We start from the raw sequence: 19,834 nt of genomic DNA, 5'->3' as shown, positions 1-19,834 counted from the left end.
CTAATATATCATTCTAATTTACCTGCTAACGCTTTAAATAACAGCACATTGTTCCTGGTATTTTCATGTTGAAATTTGAGAAGATCAAGCTCGGCTTGCAGCTTGCTTTTCTGAGCATTGATCAGTTCAAAGTAGTTGGCATAGCCCGTAATATACAAGTCATTAGACACCTCTATTCCTTTATCTAAAAAATTCACTTCCTCTTCTTTAAGTTCTAAAACTCTATGAAATATTTGAGTCTGCTTCAGAATAGACTGCAGCTCATTGAAGGCAGTAGTAACACTCTTCTGGTAATTCAGAAATGCAATTTCCTGTTCTATGCCAGCAACTTTAAATTCATATTGCAGCTGGCCTTTGTTAAAAACAGGGACCATCAAACCTCCTAAAATCTGTCCAGCCAAGGAGGCTGGTTTGAAAAGTGTTTCGGCGGAAAAGGAATTGATTCCTAATCCTGCTCCAATATCAATTTTAGGATAAAAAGCAGCTCTTGCAGCTTTGGCATCCGCATGTGAAGCCTTAAGATAATAATAGTTTGAAATCACATCAGGCCTGGAATGAATTATCTTATCAACGTTAATATTGGAATTCAGGATATTGAAATTTGTAGGCAGAAGCGTGTCTCCTCTCTGTATATCACCCCCGTATACCCCCGTTAATGTTGATATGGCTTGCTTTACAGTGACTATTTCTACTTTAATATGTTCAATTTCTGCCAGCCAGTTATTGTTCTGTGCTTTAAACTGCTGTACAGCCAGTTCAGTTACCTTACCAACTTCACGCTGTGCTTTGATAATTTCAAAGGCACGCTTCTGAAGGTTGTAATTATCCTGATAGATTTTTAATCGCTTGTCTAAAGTGATCAGATCATAATATAAATTGGCAATATCCGTAAAAAGATCGGTCTGTAGAAGCTTCAAACCTTCTGTTGATGCCAGGAATTTGTTCTGAGCTGAAAGTTTCTTATTTTTTAATTTTCCCCAGGCATCGATTTCCCAGCTGCTTCTGGCACCCATCCAATAATTAGGGGTAAAGGAAGTATTGATCTTTTGTTCCTTAGTGATATTCGAGGAAAGATTGGTATCATAATTCCCAACCCCTTCCATAGTATATTTTCCATACCGGTCGCCGGAAACCTGAACTCCAATTTCCAGAGAAGGCAGTAATTCTGTTTTTGACCGCTTTAAAAAGCTGTTGGCTATTTCTACTCTTTGCTGGGCTATTTTAAAGTCAGGATTGGCTTTTTTTACCTCCTCAAAAAGATATAATAAATGGGAATCCGTAAAATAGCCCTTAAGATCTATTCCTGAAAATTCTGATCTGCCGGTAGCTGAATCAACAACAACGGGATCCGGTAATCTATCCGCGTCCTTCATTGATGCTACTTTAGGAACAGCACAGGAAGTCATGAACAGTCCTGTGACACTCCAAAATATAAGTTTTAATTGAATTCGTTTCATGCTTTTTTTCTGTTTTCAAGGGTTGCAAAGAAAATGTAAAGGCCGGGAATAATGATAAGACCGAAGACGGTACCGATTAACATACCCCCTGCGGCTGCGGTTCCAATGGAACGGTTCCCAACGGCTCCGGCACCCGATGCTACACATAATGGAATCAATCCGGCGATAAAAGCGAAAGAGGTCATCAGAATGGGACGAAGACGCTGCCTTGCTCCTTCGATAGCAGCTGAAATAATGCTGTTTCCCTCCTTGTAACTTGCAATGGCAAATTCCACAATTAATATCGCATTTTTGGCAAGCAGCCCTATCAACATCACTAATGCCACCTGAGCGTAAATATTATTATCAAGACCACAAACCATCAGAGCAATATAAGAACCGAAAATTCCTGTTGGTAAACTTAACAGCACTGGCATAGGAAGCAGAAAACTCTCATATTGTGCCGCTAATAAAAGGTAGACAAAAATCAGGCAGACCAGAAAAATATAAGCTGTTTGATTTCCTGATAAGATTTCTTCACGGGTCATACCCGACCATTCAATATCGAAGCCTTTAGGAAGCGTTTCTTTTGCTATTTTATCTACTGCGGCAATAGCGTCACCTGAACTGAAACCCTCAGCAGCCTCTCCATTGATCATCGCAGACATATACATATTGTAGCGCGTCAGTACTTCGGGACCATATACTCTTTCCATCGTTATAAAGGTTGAAAAAGGCACCATTTCACCTTTGTCATTTTTTAAATATAGGTTCAATATACTCTCCGGAGTATCGCGGAATTCAGGTCCTGCCTGAACCATAACTTTATACATCTGTCTGAACCGGATGAAATTGGTCGCGTAATAGGAGCCCAGTAAAGTTTGTAAAGTGGACATTGCATTATCTGCTGAAATTCCTTTTTTAGCCGCCATATCATAATCAATATTCACCATATACTGTGGGAAAGTAGCATCAAAGCTGGTAAAGCTGTTCTTAAGCTCAGAAGCTTCATTCAGCTTCTTAATAAAATCCTTGGTTACTTTATCCATATTTTCAATGCTTCCGCCGGTTCTGTCCAGGAGACGAAGTTCAAAGCCGCTGGTATTCCCAAATCCCGGAACCGTTGGGGGCGCAAAAGCTTCAATTTGCGCATCGGAAATCCGATTCGTTTTCTCATTTAATTCTTTAATAAAGTCATCCACAGATATATTTCTTTCTTTCCAGTCCTTAAGATTGATCATCGCCATTCCATATGATGATCCTGCAATTTCAGTGACCACATTATATCCTGCAAGAGTCGTTACATTTTCTACTCCATCCATCTTTTTAGCGATTTTGGTGATTTCATCAAGTACCTTTTCAGTTCTTTCTACCGTCGCTCCCTGGGGCGTAGTAACACTTACGTAGGCCATCCCCTGGTCTTCCATAGGAATGAATCCCGATGCCAGAAATTTTGACGTCAGCCCCGTTAGCAGTATAAATAAAGTCAGGAGTCCGAAAGTCACTGTTGTCCGGGTGGCAAATTTTGACAGGACTTTTACATAACCGTTGGTAACTCTGTCGAGAATAGTATTAAATACACTGAAAAAACGATCCAGTAAACCTTTCTTGCCATGATGGTTATGAGGTTTTAATAAGAGTGCACATAAAGCTGGAGTAAGCGTTAACGCATTAATACCGGAAATTACGATACTGATTGCCAAAGTAAGCGAAAACTGCCGGTAAAATACTCCTACAGGACCATCCAGGAATGCTACAGGAATGAAAACGGCTGACATAACCAAGGTTATAGCTACTACTGCACCCGCTATTTCTTTGGCAGCCATTATAGTGGCCTCAAAAGGCATATGCCCTTCTTCCATTTTGACATGAACAGCCTCCACAACAACAATGGCATTATCTACAACAATACCGATGGACAGAACCAGCGCAAATAAGGTTAACAGGTTAAGTGAAAACCCCAGCATATCCATGAATGCGAATGTACCCACCAGAGCCACCGGAATGGCAAGCACCGGAATAAGCGTAGAACGCCAGTCCTGAAGAAAAAGAAAAACAACTATAGCCACCAGAATAAAGGCTTCGATAAGGGTCTTTAAAACAGCATGGATAGAAGCGTCCAGAAACCTTGAAACATCATACGCGAGGTTATAATCCATCCCAGGTGGGAACGAGCCTTCTTTCAGCTCCGCCATTTTATTTTTTACATTCTGGATAACCTCAGAGGCATTGGATCCCGGTCTTTGTTTCATCATGATTGATGCTGACGGCCTTCCATCGGTTTTCGAAACCATTCCATAAGTCATTGCCCCAAATTCAACTTTTGCGATATCTTTTAGTTTTAGTATTGTTCCTTCTTCATCCGCCCTAACAGGAATTTCTTCATATTGTTGAGGCTCAAAAAACTTTCCTCTGTATTTTACAACATACTGAATCTGCCCAGCCTTTTTACCGGAAGATTCTCCTACCTTACCCGGAGCTGCGGAAATATTCTGTTTCTGCAGGGAACTGATTACTTCTTCCGTGGAAATATTATACGCCGCCATTTTCTGGGGATCAAGCCAAACCCTCATGGAATATTCCTTCTGCCCCATAATCTCTGCTCTCCCCACTCCGTCCAGGCGCTTGAGTTCCTGGAGAATATTAATATCTGTAAAATTGTAAATAAACTGTTCATCCTGGCTGGGATCAGTGCTGGTAATATTGAGGTACATCAGCATACTGTTAACCTCCTTTTCAGTAGTCACTCCGGCCCGGATTACTTCCTCAGGAAGTTCGTCAAGAATTGTAGTTACCCGGTTCTGTACATTCACTGCAGCCAAATCCGGATCAGTACCCACTTCAAAAAAGACCTGTATAACGGTCAGTCCATCATTTGAAGTAACGGTTGACATATAGGTCATCCCCGGCACACCATTAATTGCACGCTCCAGGGGTAAGGCAACCGCATCTGCGGAAACTTCTGCATTCGCCCCGGTATATTTTGCTGTAACGGTTACTGAAGGGGGAACGATGTCAGGAAACTGGGTGATCGGCATCTTAGTCAGCGCCATAATTCCTATCAAAACAAAGACAATGGAAATCACCAGCGAAAGTACTTTTCGCTTTATAAACATTTCTACCATAATCAACTATTTAAGAATTATAATCGGTCTTTAATTTTGATGACATCTCCATCTTTAAGAGACTGCGCTCCTTCATAAATAATCAGATCTCCCTTTTTGATACCGCTTTCAACCAGATAAGAATTCTTTATGGCCGGACCTACTTTAATATTGGTCATCTTTACTTTATTATTCTTATCCACCAGGAATATATAGGTTTTATCCTGAATTGAAAAGGTTGATTTTTGCGGAATGAGGAGTGCATTATTCTGAACATCGGAAATGGTCAGTTTACCGGAAGTCCCATGCTTGATGATATGTTGTGGGTTTGGGAAAAGCACCTTATACCTGATAGATCCGGTAGCACGGTCAATCTCGCTTTTAGCAGATTTTAACGTACCATTAAACTGATAGTTTGTTCCATTAGGAAGGGTAAGCTCAATCTTCTGATGCTTTCCTAATTTATCACTGGCCAAAAGTTCAAAGTATTTATTTTCAGGAATGGAGAAATAAGCATATACCTCATCCAGTTGCGAAAGTGTCGTAAGCAGTGTTCCGTTATTGACCAGACTTCCGCTTTTATGAGGAATGACATCTATCACACCGTCGAATGGCGCTGTAATCAATGTAAAATTAATCTGCTGGACAACCGCTTTTTTCTCAGCTTCGGCAAAAGAACATTTTGCGCGCGCAGATGCCAACCTGGCTTTAGCAAGTTCAAACTCGTTAACAGCAACAAACTTTTTAGCATATAAACTCTCAATCTGCTTGAGTTCAACCTCAGCGATCCGAAGGTCGGCTTTTGTCTGTTTAAACCTGGCCTCAGCCTTTAACAGATCCATTTGTAACTCAGCATCATTGATCTTGAAAAGCGACTGCCCTTTTTTTACAAACTGCCCTTCATTGACATAAATATGTTGAATGATACCGTCAATTCTGGAGCGGATTTCAACATTTCTTTTGGCCTGTATATCGGTAACAAACTGGCTGTTGATCAACGTATCTTTTTGTTTTACCTCAAGAACGGGAACTTCCTTAGTGTTTTTATTTTTATTGGGATTGTTTTTATCACATGATAATGCGCATAATAATGCGCTTACGCATAATATGAAACTTTTTATATTCATTATAGAATTTTATAACTGAAACTTTACGAAAAAAATAATTGGAAATATCAGTTTAAAACAGCTGGAGTAAATGAAGATAGGATTTTACGGCACAAAATATGTCTCCAGAAGAAACAGGCAGACCCTTCAGAACAACTTTAATAAGGACCTCGGGACAATTCTCCGATTTATCTGGAATATCAAAGTAATTTAGATATTTAGAAAAACTCTTATTCTCAACTTCAACAGCCTTTACATTGTTATACTTCTTGATAGAGCGATTTGCGCCACTACGTACAGGATGCTTAAAAGCAACAATATTTACCGATGCCTTGCCAGCTCTATCTGAGCTGAAAACGAAAAACAGAGTAAAAATATAAAAACAAAAAAACGTTCTAAATAATAACATTCAGCCGTAATATTGAAAATTCAGGGGATTAGAAATAGTATATCAGCAAATGTAAGTCATTTTGCTTTAATTTTTTTTTAATTTATGTTAAAAATTTATAAAATAAAAGTTAATTGATATTGTAAAAACATTCTAATTATTTGTAAAAAACAAACTAATTAAAACGATTGAGCTTAAAGAATTAAGTTCGTTTTCAGTACTTTTGTAACACAAAAAAATCATTTATGGAGCTATTTTTAATCTTCTCTATTCTCATCACACTCGCAGCATTCTTTTCTTATCTCAATATAAAATTTTTAAAACTTCCTTCCGGAATCAGTCTGATGATGATGGGTGTATTAGCAGCAGCCGGTGTCATTGTTACCGGATATTTTTCTTCTGGTTTTACAGAAATGATCCGTGAGAAACTGGCTTTAATTGATTTTTCAGAATTTCTGTTAGGTATTCTTTTAAGTTTTTTGTTATTTGCAGGTTCCCTGCATGTTTCTATCCCGGAATTAAAAAAATCGGCAAAAAGCATCATTAGTTTTGCCACCATTGGGACATTAATTTCTACACTGATAGTGGGATACAGTTTGTTTTATCTTCTTTCAGTATTTCATCAGGATATCCCCCTTATATACTGCCTGCTGTTTGGTGCCTTGATCTCTCCTACAGATCCTATTGCTGTAATGGGCATCCTGAAAAAAACGAATCTATCCAAAAATATAGAAACCAATATTGTCGGAGAATCTCTTTTTAATGACGGTATCGGAGTTGTGATATTTGTTACCATTTTAAAGATCGCCACCGTAGGACCGGAAAACTTCGGCCCCACTGAAATCGGAATGCTTTTTATTCATGAAGCCATTGGCGGTGTTATTATAGGACTTATTATCGGTTTCATAGGCTATAAACTCATGAAATCCATTGATCATTTCCAAACAGAAATTTTAATCTCATTAGCAATGGTAATGGGAGGCTACAGCCTTTGCCATTCCATCCATGTTTCAGGTCCATTAGCTATGGTAGTTGCAGGATTAATGACAGGTAATAGAGGAAAAGAATTAGCAATGAGCGATATTACCCGCGATTATCTGGGTAAATTTTGGGAAGTAACCGACGAGGTATTAAATGCGATCTTATTTATGCTGATCGGGCTTGAGATCGTCATTGTTTCATTTGATACCAGTTATCTGGCTATTGGTATTATTACTGCGTTAATTATTCTAATCGCCCGTTTTGTATCTTTATATGTTCCAGCTGTTGTATTCAGATTTAAAAAGGTTTTTGGGACAAAATCTCTGTTCATTATGACATGGGGAGGATTAAGAGGCGGAATCTCTATCGCACTGGCACTATCTTTACCGCAAAATCCCTATAAAGATATTCTGGTATCCATTACCTTTGTCATTGTGATTTTCTCAATTCTTATCCAGGGAATTACCGTAGAAAAAGTAATTAAAAAATTAACTTCATAAAATGCCGTCAGGTAAGACCAACGCTGATGAAAATTCATAACAGAAAAAAGTACTTAAGCTTTCTTAAATTTAAAAGAGACTTTCAGAAATACGGGCTTGAAAAAGCAAGGAGTTATGAGCTTGTGCTTCATTGGCTGCATAACAGGTTGAGCAGAAATCAATTTCTTTTACTCTCCGGTATTCTTGTAGGATGTACTGCCGGACTGGCTGGAGTCATTCTAAAAACATTGGTTCACAACATTCATTATTTTATCACCCATAAAGTGCATTTTGAATACCAGCTTCTGTTCTATCTGGTATTTCCATTCTTAGGAATTGTGCTGACCACAATGATCGTCATTACCCTGTTTAAAGGCCAGGACAGAAAAGGTATTGGAGCGATACTCTATGAGATTGCCCAAAATTCGAGCATTGTATCTTCGGTAAAGATGTATTCCCAGATTATACAAAGTGCTGTAACTGTAGGTTTGGGAGGATCTGCAGGTTTGGAGAGTCCCATTGCAGTAACGGGTTCAGCTATCGGATCGAATTATGCCCAAACCTACAGGCTGGGATATAAAGAGCGAACACTGTTATTGGCAGCCGGTGCCACTGCCGGAATTGCTTCAGCTTTCAATGCTCCTATTGCAGGGATTATGTTTGCTTTTGAAATCCTGTTGACCGGAGTTGTTTTTACGGACTTCATTCCTTTGGTCGTTGCAGCCGTATGCGGAAGTCTTCTCTCCAGAATATTGCTTCAGGAAGATGTATTATTCAGGTTTTATACCAGGGAATCATTCAATTATAGGAATGTGCCCTATTATCTTATTCTGGGAATTGTAACCGGAATATATGCCCGATATTTTGTGATCATCTCCCAGAAGGTTGAACATTATCTTAAAAAACTTTCTCTTTCGCGCCTTCGTAAAGCGATGCTGGGTGGTGCCATATTATCTTTGTTATGTGTTCTTTTTCCACCGCTTTTCGGAGAGGGCTATGATACCGTAAAAGCCTTTACCAATGGTAATACTCAAGCCATTATTGAAAACAGCTTTTTCAGGTACTTTGAAATTAAAGACTGGACCATTATTCTTTTCCTATTACTGGTTTGCCTGTTAAAAGCTTTTGCTACATCGTTTACAATTTTCAGCGGAGGAAACGGAGGAAATTTTGCTCCTTCGCTGTTTGCAGGTGGAACAGTAGGATACTTATTTGCGCTGGTGTGCCAGCAGATCGGATTTACCGATGTACCTGTGACCAATCTTGTTCTTGTAGGAATGGCCGGGGCAATGAGCGGTGTTTTGTATGCTCCGCTTACCGCCATCTTTCTGATTGCAGAGTCAAGCCTCGGCTATGATTTATTTATTCCTCTGATGATTGCCTCCGTAATATCCTATCTTATTGCCAAGTGGTTTTCACCCATATCACCTGAACTCAAGTCAATGGCAGACCAAGGTAAAATCTTTACGGATAAACACGACAGAAATATTCTTTTTGCCCTTCACAGTGAGGATTTTATAGATTATAACTCTCAGGTAATTAATGAAAATATTTTCATTACAGAAATGTTTGAACTCTTCAAAAAGAGCAATAAGAATATTTTTGCAGTCATCGATGATAAAAGAACATTAAGAGGTATGTTCTCCATAGATGATATCCGCCCTTATCTGTTCGGAGACCATGATGTTCCTAAAAATATTGCTCAGATTATGAAAGCTCCCGCTGCGGTTATTCATAAAGAGGATAAACCCTTGGAGATCCTTCAGGTCTTTGATGATACAGGAGTCTGGAATTTACCTGTAGTAGGTGAACACAACAGATTTATAGGCTTCATTTCCAAATCCTCTATTTTGATGGGATACCGTCAATTGTTAAAAGAGTACTCAGAATAGCATTTAAAAGAAAAAAATTACTAAATTAGTGAAACAATAACTTTTTCATAATCAATTCAGTGATTTAAGCTAATAACCACTAAAAAGACTTAGAATATTCTAAGTCTTTTTAGCGTCGTATTACCTTAGTATTTTTATCTGCTAATTTTTGTGACATCCACTGTTGTAGTTTAAGCTCATCTTCCCTGTCTTCTTTTTCCGAACTGTACATCACAATGGTTGCCAAACGTGCACTGTCTGTATTCGGGAAGTCTGTAATCTTTCCTATAGAAACATTATGAAACTTTGGAAAAAGTATCGCCATCTCTTTAACCACTCCTGAATCCTTAACCGAATATTTATCCAGCTCATTTCTTAAGTTATTGATCATGATATCCTTTTCTGAGAGAACATTATCTTTTTTGCCAATTTCATTGAGAATCTCTGATTTAAGGTCGGTAGCATCCTGCTTGATGATAAGTTCAGCATTTAATAAACCGAATTCCTTTAGTTCTTCATTCAATTTCTTAAGCTCATCAGGAGTAAATTTTTTGGACAGAAAAGCAAGCTCTATTTTTTTTGGTGATGAATGATAACTGACTTTCTTATAGATGATGGTATAGCCTTCTTTAACAAATTCCTTATCAATAAACTGATCGGTATTCTGTTTAAACTTTTTCTCATTCAATAAGTTGTAGGCCAGATAAAAGCTGGGAACAATCATAATGATAATCAATGCTGTAATTCCATATTTAATCTGCTTCTCATACTTTTCACCAACCATTTTGACAGGCTGATATCTAAGATACTTTGTAATTAAAAAAGTAGCAATACAAATGAAAAAACAATTGATGGTATACAGGTAAAAGGCTCCGATAAAATAGACCCAGTTACCAATGGCTAAGCCATATCCGGCCGTACATAGAGGAGGCATTAAAGCCGTCGCAATGGCCACACCCGGAATCGGATTTCCTTTCTTGACCCTGGTAATGGCAATAACTCCTACCAATCCGCCAAAAAAAGCAATAAGAACATCATAAATATTAGGTGCTGTACGTGCCAGAAGTTCTGATTGCGTTTCTTTAAAGGGGCTTAAAAAGAAATAGATAAAAGAAACCAACAAGCTGACTACAGTAGCAATAAGAAGATTTTTAATAGATCGCTTAAGCAGCTGGAAATTATAGGTACCCAAAGCAAAACCTGCTCCAAGGATCGGCCCCATTAACGGAGAGATTAACATGGCCCCAATGATGACTGCCGTTGAATTAACATTAAGTCCGATAGAAGCGATCACTATAGCACAAGCCAGAATCCAGAGATTTGAGCCCCGGAAAGAAATATTTTCAGTAACATTTTCCAGCACTTTCTCTTTTTCTTCCTCTCCGTAGTGCAGACTAATAAATTTATATAGTTTTCCCAGCATTTCAAATAAACTTTACAGCATAAAAGTAATATTTATGCCGTAAAGTTACAATACAATATTAACATTAAATTTAATAGTTTTACCCTTCTTTTATTTCAAAATAAGGACGTAGGATATCTTCAAAATTATATAAACCTTTAGGTTTGTCAGCAAGTTCTCTTGCAGCAAACAAAGCTCCGTTACCAAAAGCCTCCCTGGAAATAGACTCGTGTACCAGACGTACCGTTTGGTAAGGAAAACCGAAAACAACCTCGTGTTTGCCTACTATACCGCCTGCCCTGACTGAGTTAATATTTTCCTTTTCCAAATCCAGCTTCTCTGCAATTTTCAAAGCGGTTCCCGAAACCCCTTCTTTTGCTTTGAAATGTTCCTCAATAACTTCAATATCTACATCAGGAACTATATTTTTCAGCAAACCAGAAGCAAACATTAAGTAATTAACACCCAATGTTATATTTGGAGACCAAAAGACAATCGTTTCTTTCGAAAGCTCTCTGAGAAGTTCTTTTTCAACATCTCCATAATGTGAAATTGCTGAAATTATGGTCACCTTTCTTTCAGCTGCCATTTTTCCATACACAAAAATACTGTCAGTTGATGAAAAATCAATGATAATATCTACCGGATGCATATCCAATAATTCATCAACTGTAATATTTTTTAATGAATAAATCAAGCCCTGATCTTCAGAATTTACACCTAAAAACTCAGATGCAGAAAAAATAGTTGGCATAGGACTATTTTTTAATACCCACTCCAAAGAAAATTCTGTATTCTGTAAAATAACATTCGCTACCGCTTTTCCGGCTTTTCCAAATCCAATCAGACCTATTTTCATATTTTATATCATTTATTTTTTATCTCAATATATTGCTTACGGAAGAATCAGTCTTCTTTATGTTCCCTTAGATGCATTACTCTTTGAGGATAAGGTATATCTATTCCTCCGGATTTGAACCATTTGAAAATCTCCTGCCTGATACGGCTTTTGGTATTTTCAACAGCAAAAATATCCGGGGTCCAGAAGTACACCGCCAAAATCACAGCAGAATCACCAAAATCCTCCAGACGGCAAAACGGTTTTTCATCAATGGAAACTTTAGGGTCTCTCTGAGCCGCATTCTCCATAATCTGCATAGCAAGGTCAATGTCAGCTCCATACCCAATGCCTATTTTAATATCAAACCTTGCCAAATCATCAGTATGGGTCCAGTTGATAAGATGATTTTTAGTGAGCTCCGTATTGGGTAATATAATATTTCGCTGATCACGGGTCAGCACAGTGGTAGTACGCAGGTTAATCTCTTTTACTTTACATACCATTCCATTGATTTCAATAATATCATCTATTTTTATGGTCCGGTCCACTAAAAGGATAATCCCGGATATGAAATCACTGAAAAGGTTTTGCAGCCCTAACCCAATCCCGACAAGCAATGCAGCAGAACCGGCGAGAAAAATCGAGATATTAATTCCTATAATATCAAAACATCCTATGATGGCTAGAATGTATATGATGTATTTGACCAAAGCATAAATCGTATATTTCTTGGATCCGTCAAGCTTCTTATTGCTGTAGATGATTTTTTTTACAAAAGCCAGAAGATATTTGACGGCTACTGCAAAAACGATAAGTAAAAGCAATTGGTTAACTTCTAACGTTATTTTACCAATTTTAAAAATCTGATAATCTAAAAATTCTTTCATTTATTTTTACATAATAAGTCTAACACCTCCCAGTTCAGCAACCCTATAGCTAAAACGATCACTTGGAGAAGCAATGAACATAAAGTTTTTGGGGATGTGCCATTTTACGGATAACTCTTCTATTAAATCGGGTCCGAATATCCCTTCGATCTCAATAAATTCAATATCAATTTCCGGGTAGGCACGATCGAGAACTTCAAGATCTTTTTTTAGCAATTCATTATCTTCTCCGTCTTTAATGACATTGACAATCTTTAGTTTCTTTGTGGATTCATTAGCCTGTACATACTGCATTACTTTATTCAAAATAGCCACGTTATCTTTCTTGGTAAAAAAGACAAACTCCTGACTGTGAAGCCTTCTTTTTGCTTTAAAAAGATATCGGTTTACCACTACCACAAATTTTCTTAAAGGGCTATAAAGGAATTCAATCAGCTTGATTAGCACATCAATTACTTCAATGCGGTTAAGCATAATATAGATAAAACACAAAGTGGGAAGAAGATACTTTAAAAAAGTATAGAAGGAAGCCTTATTAAGCAGTATGTTTCCATAAAATGCTGCTCCTACAAAAAGAATGGCTAAAAGTACTGAAACAACCGTAGCTTTTTCGGGTCTTGGAAGCTTTCGTCTTTTTATTTTAAGAAGCAAGTTTCCAACAGCAAATAAACCCATTACCGACAAAAATGAAAATGTATATACACCAGCCAAGCTGCCCAGATGACCTTCTGTAACCATTAAAACAGATAGACATAAAATTAAAAATAGGATAACGATTCTGTAGCTAGCCCCCTTTTTATTCTGTTTGAGTAAAAAGTTAGGCAATATTCTATCCAAAGTAATTCTGTTCATAAGACCGGACACTCCGACAAATGAGGTAAGCACAGCTCCACATAATACCAATACAGCATCAACAGAAATTAAAATAGAAAGCCATCTCCCCCCGGTGACATGACCCAAATAAGCCAAAAGTGACTCTTTATGGTCACCAACTGTAGCCATCGGTAATATACAAATCAATAAAAAAGCAAGAAGTGGGTTCACAATACTAACCACTATCCACATGTTGCGTAATGTTTTAGGAAACACATGAGGCTGCTGCTCTTCAACAAAATTCGCAGAGCTTTCAAACCCCGATATTCCAAGCATAGCAGCTGAAAAGCCAAAAAACAAGGCTTTCCAAATGGAAGATGATTGTAGGGGAATATTCCAGTTAATCTCCAAAAGAGAAAAACCATGCTGGGAAATAAAGATTCCAGATGCAAAAATAAGAACCACTAAAGAAAATAAATGAAACAGAAATATAAACACTGCTACATTAGCAGACTCCCCTATTCCGCTTATTGTTAAAATGCAGAAAAGAACAAGAACAACAACAGTTGCAATGAGGACTGGAAGCTCTTTGAAAATCGAAGACATATAATGCATGGCTTCGGAAGCAGATATAACGGCCGTAGCCATATAAGACAAAATCGTTAAAGTGGCTGCCAGCGAAGCTGTTCTTTTGGTTGCAGTATTTAAAAGTACATTGTAAGCTCCTCCGTTCAGGGGAAGAGCACCTACAACCTCGCCATATATCCTCCTAAAAAGAAAAAGAACTAAAGCCACTATACATAACGAAAGCCATGCCCATTGTCCTGCATATAAGATAGTAAGTGCTGAAACATACAGACACGACGAAGTAATATCATTTCCACTAATGGCAGTAGATTGCAGCTCAGTCAGTTTTTTGTTCATTTTTGCATTGATTTAATTAAAAAGGGGCAGCATTTGATTTCAAATACTGCCCGCACTGGACAAATTATGTCATATCTTTTCAAACATGACAATACTATATGAATAATTTTTAATTTCTATAAAGTTTTTCATTAAAATACGATTAATTTTTCTGCTGAAATGTCTGCTTTCTGTAATTTTCCGGAGTAGTATGCACATATCCCTTAAAATACTTGTTAAAATTAGATTTATCAGTAAATCCCAATTCTGTTCCTATTTCAGCCACCGTAAGATCTGTACTTTGAAGCAGTCTTTTAGCTTCAAGAACAATCCGCTCACGAATAATATATCCTGCAGACCATCCCAATGATTTTTTGACAATTATATTTAAATAATTAGACGTGATATGTAATTCATCTGCATATTGCCGGGGAAATTTCCATTGCTTAAATTTAACATTGACCAGCTCATTGAATTGTTGAATCAATACTGTTTTTCGGTCGCTTTTATTAATTGTTCCCTCTAATGAACACCTGTGATGTCTCCTGTATTTAATCAGAATTGCTTTTAAATAAATGCAAATTAATTCCTTGAATTCTCTTTTCTCTGCCTGATATTCATTTTTGATAAGTTCTGCCAGTTGATTCCACTCACACATAGTTTTTTGATCAATATCAATATAAGGGGTTATTTCAGAATTAATAAGGTCACTCTTAATTTTATTGTTTCCGGTATAAATAAGATTATAGAACTCTTTTGTAAAATTAATGATATATCCTTTGACATCTTTTAATTTTATCCATGCATGAACCTGACCATAGTTTATTAAAAAAATCCGATTGGCCTTTATATCATAATGTACAAAATCAATCACATGCTCCCCTTGCCCTTTTTCAAAAATAATCATTGAATAAAAATCATGACGGTGAGGATCTTTTAGATGTTTAAACTGCTTCGAAAAGTCCTGTAGCGTATAAATGGCAAAATCAGACAAGGAGGATGAGCTAGGAACCAACGTCTCTATCGTGTATAATTCCATTCTTTCAATCTTATCCATAGCTATCATCAAAAATACAAAGGTAAATTATACATCAGCGAGTACGGTGGTAATATTTACGTTTTGTATGGTAAAAATTATTAAAAAAATGAATACAAAATACATATATGTAAAGAACTATACATACAAAACAGTATCAATGTCTACACCAAAAGTTCACTAATTGAGCGATAGCTTTACATACTATTTCATATTCTACCTTTCTTGAATATTTGTTTCTAATCCCCAACTTAAAACTTTAGATCAAGTCAAGAAGCTTAGACCATTTTATCCAATGAGATGAAATTTAGTTGATAAGTTTCCATTTTCCATTTTCTTTTCTAAACTGTAATCCGAAAGATCCATGAAGTCGTCCCGGACCCTCAGGGATATCAGTCTGCAAATATGCATATGATCCGGATTTATCAAATAGCACTCTGTGAAATTTAAAATGTCCCAAATATTTTGCACGGCCTACAGTTCTCTGAATCCTTTTCCGATTTTCGAGGACATTTATTTTTGTAAAATCTATAGGAATTGATTGATCCGATACTCCCTGTATTTTGAAAATATCGTTATATCGTAGTTGCTCCCAAACACTTTTTGGTAAATCTACAGGATACAAAGTATCAGAGATTGAGTAAGTATACTGCTCATGTTTCACTAAAGTATCATATATACTTAAAGCTTCTTTCATATCCACTTTGTGCTCCTTGGAAATTCTGGATATCATATCCATGTCCGTGGGAGGAAATACACACCGATCAATCGCTATATTTAGAATTTCATACTCTGCCCTATTGTTTGATTGGCAAGACAATATAGTGAAAAGCAATAAGCATAAATAGTTCTTCATCATATTTTAACTCTATATTGGTTTAAAAGTTTTTCCGAGCTTTAACCTGTTCAATATATTAAAAATTTTACTTTCACATCCACAACGTTGTCACTAGATAATATTTGAAATTTTATTACTTTCCAATTTGCAGCCAATTAAAGACTTCCGTTCAATGAAAATTTTCACTCACTTTTTAAATTAAATTGCAAAAAATGTCTAATCTATCAAAAATTGCCTGATAAAAACGAGATTTGAAATTCTTATTTAATTCAGCTTAAACGAAACAAATCATTGATAAAAGTGTTTAAATATACTCCTCCTGGCTTTGCACCAATAGCCAAATGGCGCTACTTGATTTCAAGTAACACCATTTTAATATACCACTTAATAGAAATTTAATCTTGATTCTTACAACAAGAAAAAAAATTATTTGAATCTCAAATTCAGGGAAATTATATCAGACTTCATCCCAACAGATTTCGTGTAATGTCCGTATCTGATTTCAAGCATATTCAGCCTCTCAACACCGAATAAACCGTTTTTCGGACTGATTCTGATTCCTGCTCCGTAAAAATTACTGCTGAATTTTGAAAGATCATAATTACTGGTGTAAAAATCATCAAAAGCCGTGTGCTCTTGATAAGGCGCAAAATATTTAGCCGCAGTCTGAGAATAATATCTGTAAAACGGACTTACCGAAACAAAAGGCGAAATTTTCACCGGCGTTTCCAGGCTCAATGTATTTGATTTTAATCCCCAATCGTCGGTATAATAACGATAATATGCTCTTAGAATGACTTTGTCTCCAAGGAAATAATTCGCTCTTACTCCTAAAGGAATTTTAAACCTTTTATCCGGCAAAGTTTCCTGATGGACGGAATTATCATTGAAATAAACCCTATGGAAAGGTAAACTTAAATATCCTGTCTGCTGAACACCATCCGCCAACAATTCAACCTGAAAGTTCTGATTGATAATTTGCGAATAAGACAAAGACAAAGCATAAGTATTTCTTCCACTTGTTCCATAGTTTTCGTGTTCCCCTCCAGTGCTTCCGTTTGTTCTGAGCTCAATCGGGGCAATCAGTTTTACCTGATCCAGATAAGCCTGGAATTTTGCGGTAAACTCTCCCATTCTGTTCTTGGTTTTTTGCGAAAACCCGATGTTTGCACCGTAAGATGCATAATCAAATTCAAAAGACGTAGAAACACCCGCCATTAAAGTCGTTCCTTTTTCGTTATTTTCACGACTCCAGCTTAATGCAGGATAAATTCTGTTGTCTGCGTGGGAAGCTGATGAATTGGCTTTCAGATCGATCATATCCGACGAAGCGGACGTATAATGATCAATCCCGACACTGAAATCGAATTTATTTTTCCTGTCTTTCTTGTCATATTTTACCATAGTTACGTCAATGGTATTGGAAATATCAGTCAGCTTTTCCGTTCCGATTCCTCCTGTAACAGCAGAGTTATTCCCATTTTGTTTATAATAGCTTGAAACTAAATTAGCTTCATCAAAAGTCAGCTTTTTAGGCTGCTCATTGTTTGTATTTTCCTGTGCTTTTGCATTGAAAATTCCGAAAAGAGCAATAACACTTACGATTATTTTTTTCATTCTTGAATTACAATTAAATTTTACGATTACTCTTTTTAGTTACATCCGCAACCACCACCTACTTTTCCTGCATTCGCACCCGAAGATCCTTCTCTGTATGATTGAAAGCTCAGTTCGGTTTTTTCAATTTTTCTGTTTCCAAGAGCCATTTCGGCATCGTTTAATTTGTTTTTCTCGTACTCTTTTACCGTTGTGCAGGACTGTACTGAAGCAACGGTGATTAGTAAGAAGCCGAATATTTTTATAAGGTTTTTCATTTTAGATTAATGTTTTGAGATGAATAAATTTTGTCCTGATCATCAATAATGATGCATTCCAGATGGTTAATCTGGTTGATCATATGGAGTGCCGCATCAATTCCCATAATACTTACCGGAGTTGCCATTGCATCTGCAATTTCTGCGTTAGGACAAAAGATCGTAACACTTTTTACGCCCGAAACAGGTATTCCCGTTTTGGGATTGATGGTATGAGAATATTTTTTACCGTTGATAACGACGAATTTTTCATAATTTCCTGAAGTGGCAACTGCCATATTGGTAATATTCATATACGAAAATGACTGTTTTGCGTTATCGGGATCGGCAATTCCCACAGTCCAGGGCCTTCCGTCTGCCTGATTTCCCCAGGTCGTTAAATCTCCTGAAGCATTTACAATTCCGGAAGTGACACCTCTGTTTTGAAGCATCTGTTTTGCCATTTCAGCAGCATATCCCTTACCGATTCCTCCAAAGCCGATCCGCATGCCTTTTTCTTTTAGCAGAACAGTTTGCTTTTCACGGTTAAGAATAATATTCTGATAATTAACGAGTTTCAGATGATCTTTAATCAGTTCAGGATTCGGAAGTTCTTTCATTTCACGATCGAAATTCCAGAAACTTTTATCGATTCCACCATAGGAAATATCGAAATATCCGTCTGTTATCCTGCTGATTCTAAGGCTTCTTTCAATCAGATCAAAAATCTCCCAATCCACTTTTACAGGCTTGATTCCTGCATTTCTATTGATGAGATTGGTCTGGCTTTCCTCACTGAATGTCGTCAAAAGCTTTTCAATTCTCCGAATCTCGATAATCGCTGCATCGATATGCTGATTTGCCGAATTTTCATCATCACTTACTACAGTAATTTCAAAAGCGTTCCCCATTAATTTCTGGGGTCTTTTGAATTCTCTTAACATACCTTTTTATTTTTGATTTCCTTTGATATCTCTGATCTCTTTGCTGAAAGCCAATGCATTTTCCGAAGGCAGCCCTTCCCAGCTTTTCAGGACTTTTCCTTCCGAATTCAGCAACAAAGTATAAGGAAATAATCCTTTTTGATTATACTGATCCGCAAGTGAGGCATTTTCTTTTTTCAATTCTGGGGGAAGCTGATTCTTTTTATTTCTCGGAAAATCTGCATTGATGTAAACGACAACATTTTCCATTTCAAGCTTTTTAAATTCATCGGTCTCGATGATATTTTTATGAAGCTTAATACACGGAATACACCAGTCTGAACCAGAGAAATTTAATAATATAAGCTCTTTTTTTTCTGATGCTAGTTTTTTGGCATTCTCAAAGCGGCTTTGCGCATGAATACCAATAGCGAATACAACCATTAATATGGCTGAAAATATTGTTTTCATTATTCTGAAATTAATGATATAAAATAATTGATGATGTTGATCTGTGAATACAAACCAAATTGAGACTGAATTATGAAAAAGAAGATCTTGGCGGTTCCCATACGGAATTCAGAAAACCTTTACAGCAAAGATCTTCGTCTTTTGAAGGAATCTTATGTATCTGTAAGGGGCTGAAATGATACGTTGCAGTTTCAAAAGTGAATCCCTGATTAATCGTAAAAACTAACGACAAAGGCGTAGAATGTATAATAAACGGAAGTTTCTGATCTTTGCCGTAATCTCCATCTTTCACAGGATGATCATAATGTGTTCTCAGAAATGCAGTGAGAGACATTTCAGGATTAAGCTTTTTATGTTCACAATAGTGTTCTATCAAAGTCGGAATCTTAAACAACTGATACACTTCAGTTGTAGAAACCAAATAGAGTGACAGCAACAATATGGAAATCAACTTTTTCACAAATCAAAATTATATTTTTTTTATTATGGATGAGTATTTTTC

Annotated in this window: 16 protein-coding genes; 2 read left to right on the top strand and 14 right to left on the bottom strand. The window is 36.9% G+C overall.

Annotation, left to right across the window (positions count from 1 at the left end; translation table 11 throughout):
• Window positions 1-8: 8 nt before the first annotated feature.
• The 3 genes from EL260_RS08015 to EL260_RS08005 are packed head-to-tail and all read right to left on the bottom strand — an operon-like array spanning window position 9 to window position 5,667.
• The gene (locus EL260_RS08015) at window positions 9-1,457 is read right to left on the bottom strand and encodes a TolC family protein (protein ID WP_123859656.1); all 1,449 of its coding nucleotides are present in this window, start codon (window positions 1,455-1,457) and stop codon (window positions 9-11) included.
• On the bottom strand, window positions 1,454-4,561 hold the full coding sequence (locus EL260_RS08010) for an efflux RND transporter permease subunit (RefSeq protein ID WP_123859655.1): 3,108 nt from the start codon (window positions 4,559-4,561) through the stop codon (window positions 1,454-1,456). Before EL260_RS08010 ends, EL260_RS08015 begins: the two co-directional genes overlap by 4 nt.
• 17 nt (window positions 4,562-4,578) lie before the next feature.
• Complete coding sequence (locus EL260_RS08005; RefSeq protein ID WP_123859654.1) at window positions 4,579-5,667, bottom strand: efflux RND transporter periplasmic adaptor subunit; 1,089 nt, start codon at window positions 5,665-5,667, stop codon at window positions 4,579-4,581.
• Between the two features lie 612 nt (window positions 5,668-6,279).
• Between EL260_RS08005 and EL260_RS08000 the strand changes: the two genes are divergently transcribed.
• Window positions 6,280-7,515, top strand: coding sequence for a cation:proton antiporter (locus EL260_RS08000; RefSeq protein WP_123859653.1), 1,236 nt, complete (start codon window positions 6,280-6,282; stop codon window positions 7,513-7,515).
• 26 nt (window positions 7,516-7,541) lie between these two features.
• On the top strand, window positions 7,542-9,386 hold the full coding sequence (locus tag EL260_RS07995) for a chloride channel protein (protein ID WP_123859652.1): 1,845 nt from the start codon (window positions 7,542-7,544) through the stop codon (window positions 9,384-9,386).
• 109 nt (window positions 9,387-9,495) lie between these two features.
• Here the strand turns inward: EL260_RS07995 and EL260_RS07990 are convergent, their stop codons facing one another.
• From EL260_RS07990 to EL260_RS07940, 11 genes are all read right to left on the bottom strand, one after another.
• Window positions 9,496-10,788 carry a DUF389 domain-containing protein gene (locus EL260_RS07990; RefSeq protein ID WP_123859651.1) on the bottom strand — a complete coding sequence of 431 codons (1,293 nt, stop codon included), beginning with the start codon at window positions 10,786-10,788 and terminating at the stop codon, window positions 9,496-9,498.
• A 79-nt stretch (window positions 10,789-10,867) separates the two neighbouring features.
• Window positions 10,868-11,626 (bottom strand): 4-hydroxy-tetrahydrodipicolinate reductase, encoded by a 759-nt coding sequence (locus EL260_RS07985; protein ID WP_123859650.1) that lies wholly within the window; start codon window positions 11,624-11,626, stop codon window positions 10,868-10,870.
• Window positions 11,627-11,673: 47 nt separating this feature from the next.
• Window positions 11,674-12,495: a mechanosensitive ion channel family protein gene (locus tag EL260_RS07980; protein WP_062653515.1), complete on the bottom strand. Its 822-nt coding sequence runs from the start codon at window positions 12,493-12,495 to the stop codon at window positions 11,674-11,676.
• A gap of 6 nt (window positions 12,496-12,501) precedes the next feature.
• Window positions 12,502-14,232 carry an APC family permease gene (locus EL260_RS07975; protein WP_164466610.1) on the bottom strand — a complete coding sequence of 577 codons (1,731 nt, stop codon included), beginning with the start codon at window positions 14,230-14,232 and terminating at the stop codon, window positions 12,502-12,504.
• Window positions 14,233-14,374: 142 nt separating this feature from the next.
• On the bottom strand, window positions 14,375-15,268 hold the full coding sequence (locus tag EL260_RS07970) for an AraC family transcriptional regulator (protein ID WP_164466609.1): 894 nt from the start codon (window positions 15,266-15,268) through the stop codon (window positions 14,375-14,377).
• Between the two features lie 286 nt (window positions 15,269-15,554).
• Entirely contained in the window at window positions 15,555-16,106 is a 552-nt protein-coding gene (locus EL260_RS07965; protein WP_123859647.1) for a hypothetical protein, read from the bottom strand.
• 405 nt (window positions 16,107-16,511) lie between these two features.
• Window positions 16,512-17,702, bottom strand: a complete 1,191-nt coding sequence (locus EL260_RS07960; protein ID WP_123859646.1) for a DUF3570 domain-containing protein — start codon at window positions 17,700-17,702, stop codon at window positions 16,512-16,514.
• A 35-nt stretch (window positions 17,703-17,737) separates the two neighbouring features.
• Complete coding sequence (locus EL260_RS07955; RefSeq protein ID WP_062669905.1) at window positions 17,738-17,959, bottom strand: DUF4266 domain-containing protein; 222 nt, start codon at window positions 17,957-17,959, stop codon at window positions 17,738-17,740.
• The gene (locus EL260_RS07950) at window positions 17,956-18,882 is read right to left on the bottom strand and encodes an FAD:protein FMN transferase (protein ID WP_123859645.1); all 927 of its coding nucleotides are present in this window, start codon (window positions 18,880-18,882) and stop codon (window positions 17,956-17,958) included. The genes EL260_RS07955 and EL260_RS07950 overlap by 4 nt, the downstream gene beginning before the upstream one ends.
• Before the next feature lie 6 nt (window positions 18,883-18,888).
• Window positions 18,889-19,332 carry a thioredoxin family protein gene (locus EL260_RS07945; protein WP_123859644.1) on the bottom strand — a complete coding sequence of 148 codons (444 nt, stop codon included), beginning with the start codon at window positions 19,330-19,332 and terminating at the stop codon, window positions 18,889-18,891.
• Window positions 19,333-19,402: 70 nt separating this feature from the next.
• Window positions 19,403-19,792, bottom strand: a complete 390-nt coding sequence (locus EL260_RS07940) for a hypothetical protein (RefSeq protein ID WP_123859643.1) — start codon at window positions 19,790-19,792, stop codon at window positions 19,403-19,405.
• Between the last annotated feature and the right edge of the window lie 42 nt (window positions 19,793-19,834).

Source organism: Chryseobacterium nakagawai, from assembly GCF_900637665.1.
Lineage (GTDB): Bacteria > Bacteroidota > Bacteroidia > Flavobacteriales > Weeksellaceae > Chryseobacterium > Chryseobacterium nakagawai.
Note: the sequence above shows the minus strand (reverse complement) of the source record. Positions and strands in the feature narration are given on the sequence as shown.

Excerpts from the sequence above, each read along its gene's own strand:
- EL260_RS07955 (WP_062669905.1), bottom strand. The coding sequence starts at position 17,959 with ATGAAAAACCTTATAAAAATATTCGGCTTCTTACTAATCACCGTTGCT.
- EL260_RS07945 (WP_123859644.1), bottom strand. The coding sequence starts at position 19,332 with ATGAAAACAATATTTTCAGCCATATTAATGGTTGTATTCGCTATTGGT.
- EL260_RS07965 (WP_123859647.1), bottom strand. The coding sequence starts at position 16,106 with ATGATGAAGAACTATTTATGCTTATTGCTTTTCACTATATTGTCTTGC.
- EL260_RS08010 (WP_123859655.1), bottom strand. The coding sequence starts at position 4,561 with ATGGTAGAAATGTTTATAAAGCGAAAAGTACTTTCGCTGGTGATTTCC.
- EL260_RS07990 (WP_123859651.1), bottom strand. The coding sequence starts at position 10,788 with ATGCTGGGAAAACTATATAAATTTATTAGTCTGCACTACGGAGAGGAA.
- EL260_RS07950 (WP_123859645.1), bottom strand. The coding sequence starts at position 18,882 with ATGTTAAGAGAATTCAAAAGACCCCAGAAATTAATGGGGAACGCTTTT.
- EL260_RS07970 (WP_164466609.1), bottom strand. The coding sequence starts at position 15,268 with ATGGATAAGATTGAAAGAATGGAATTATACACGATAGAGACGTTGGTT.
- EL260_RS08015 (WP_123859656.1), bottom strand. The coding sequence starts at position 1,457 with ATGAAACGAATTCAATTAAAACTTATATTTTGGAGTGTCACAGGACTG.
- EL260_RS07985 (WP_123859650.1), bottom strand. The coding sequence starts at position 11,626 with ATGAAAATAGGTCTGATTGGATTTGGAAAAGCCGGAAAAGCGGTAGCG.
- EL260_RS07960 (WP_123859646.1), bottom strand. The coding sequence starts at position 17,702 with ATGAAAAAAATAATCGTAAGTGTTATTGCTCTTTTCGGAATTTTCAAT.
- EL260_RS07995 (WP_123859652.1), top strand. The coding sequence starts at position 7,542 with ATGAAAATTCATAACAGAAAAAAGTACTTAAGCTTTCTTAAATTTAAA.
- EL260_RS07980 (WP_062653515.1), bottom strand. The coding sequence starts at position 12,495 with ATGAAAGAATTTTTAGATTATCAGATTTTTAAAATTGGTAAAATAACG.
- EL260_RS08005 (WP_123859654.1), bottom strand. The coding sequence starts at position 5,667 with ATGAATATAAAAAGTTTCATATTATGCGTAAGCGCATTATTATGCGCA.
- EL260_RS08000 (WP_123859653.1), top strand. The coding sequence starts at position 6,280 with ATGGAGCTATTTTTAATCTTCTCTATTCTCATCACACTCGCAGCATTC.
- EL260_RS07975 (WP_164466610.1), bottom strand. The coding sequence starts at position 14,232 with ATGAACAAAAAACTGACTGAGCTGCAATCTACTGCCATTAGTGGAAAT.